This window comes from Paenibacillus massiliensis 2301065 = DSM 16942 (genome assembly GCF_000377505.1).
Lineage (GTDB): Bacteria > Bacillota > Bacilli > Paenibacillales > Paenibacillaceae > Paenibacillus > Paenibacillus massiliensis.
Map to the genome: position 1 here is coordinate 1 of NZ_KB898218.1, position 1,580 is coordinate 1,580.

At 37.5% G+C, this 1,580-nt stretch carries 1 protein-coding gene and 1 pseudogene; both read right to left on the minus strand.

Annotated elements, in window-relative coordinates; translation table 11 throughout:
* Positions 1-413: 413 nt before the first annotated feature.
* Complete coding sequence (locus D328_RS0128070; RefSeq protein ID WP_018888335.1) at positions 414-1,013, minus strand: pentapeptide repeat-containing protein; 600 nt, start codon at positions 1,011-1,013, stop codon at positions 414-416.
* A gap of 17 nt (positions 1,014-1,030) precedes the next feature.
* Positions 1,031-1,580: pseudogene (locus tag D328_RS31325) on the minus strand (hypothetical protein); the annotation flags it as partial.

Sequence of the window (1,580 nt, forward strand, 5' to 3'; positions counted from 1 at the left end):
AGCAGCGGCTCGCCATAGAATTGATGCACGGAAGCTTCGAGCTGTACCTCCGTCCCTTGGCTGTTCACTTGCTCCGCCAGATCCAGCTTCTCCGTAGTTGTACCTAGATGAAGACCGTCTGAGCCTACGAACTTATGCGTTTGATGAGAAAGTGAAGGTAACAAAAAAACAGGTCGATTACGGTGCTATCTGACCATAATCAACCTGCTAGATGTATCGGAACAGCGTTATTTAGGGTATAAAATAATGCATTTGATGCGCGTACAACCGAAATGGAGAAATCTTTATGTTGGTGTTACATGGTTTAAGTCTATTTGATATCAGCTTCCCTACTTATTCAGCACTGAGTGGGGGTTGAAACAAGGGCAAATAAACCACAATGTCTTAACTAACCGATTGTGTGAAGTAGAGCATCACATACAATTTTCAAAAATCCATTTCTTTGCCTGTTCTTTATCTAAGGTTACAGGATGCTCGGGAGTTCCAATATTTATACTAATAATATTAGCGTTCTCAATTCCCTTAACATTTCTAAAACTTGCTCCCTTAACTAAAACATCTTCAAAAAAAGAATCTTCAATATTAGCATTATCTAGTACTGCATCTCTAAAGTCTACACTACTAAAATAACAAATATTTAAATCAGCATTTGATAGATCAGCCCCTAAAAATACCGTCTCTTCACTCTCACAATCGGTAAATTTAGTATTCTTAAGATTGCTATTACTAAAATTAGCATAAGATACATTTGCTTTATAGAAGCTAGCATGCTTTAACCAAGCATTTCTAAACGTTGAAGAGCAAACCCATGTTAAAATAAAATTTCCCGCTTCTAAGTTCACGTTATCAAATGAACAACTGATCAATCTAGCTTCCTTCAAGGAAAACTTCGACAGATCAATATACTCTAAGTTAATTTCGTCAAGTATTAACTTCTTTCCGTTTTCACCTGCTGATTCTAACCATACTTGATGCAACTCTAGCTGTGCGATTATATTTTTTTTATTTTCCATTCTATACCACCCTTAATTTAAGGATACCAAATTACTCTATCAACTAACCCTTCCTTAACAATAGCCTCTTTTAATTGCTCGATATGTTCAGGAATTAGTTGTCTGGTATCAACTATTATATTGATGCCTTTATTCAATTTTTTGTACATATTCTTCAGTGTAGTTTTCACGCTAAATGCTCCCTTTTTAGGATCGGTGTGACCATTAGGGTAAGACTCATAGCTCTTGACATCCCAACGTTGCTTATTATGTGATAATTCGTCATAAAACTCAGCTCCACCAGAATCTCTCTTTATTCTGCCTAGAACTCCTCTTTCTTCTAGAGCTAAGCCTACTTCTCTTTCCTTTTTTCCTTGGTCATCTAAAACATGGCCCCTATCTGGATCTGTAGCCAAGTCATCCAACTCTTCTTGGGTTCTTCCTCCAGTATATTTTCCGTTCTCATCATAAAGGTCAGATTTATTATCTTTATCCGTCCCCTCAGCCTCTTCATCCTTTCTCTGTTGCTCCTCATCTTCCCTTCTTTTCCGTTCATCCTCGTGATGATCTCTAGGTGGCTTATCCGGT

Excerpts from the sequence above, each read along its gene's own strand:
- D328_RS0128070 (WP_018888335.1), bottom strand. The coding sequence starts at position 1,013 with ATGGAAAATAAAAAAAATATAATCGCACAGCTAGAGTTGCATCAAGTA.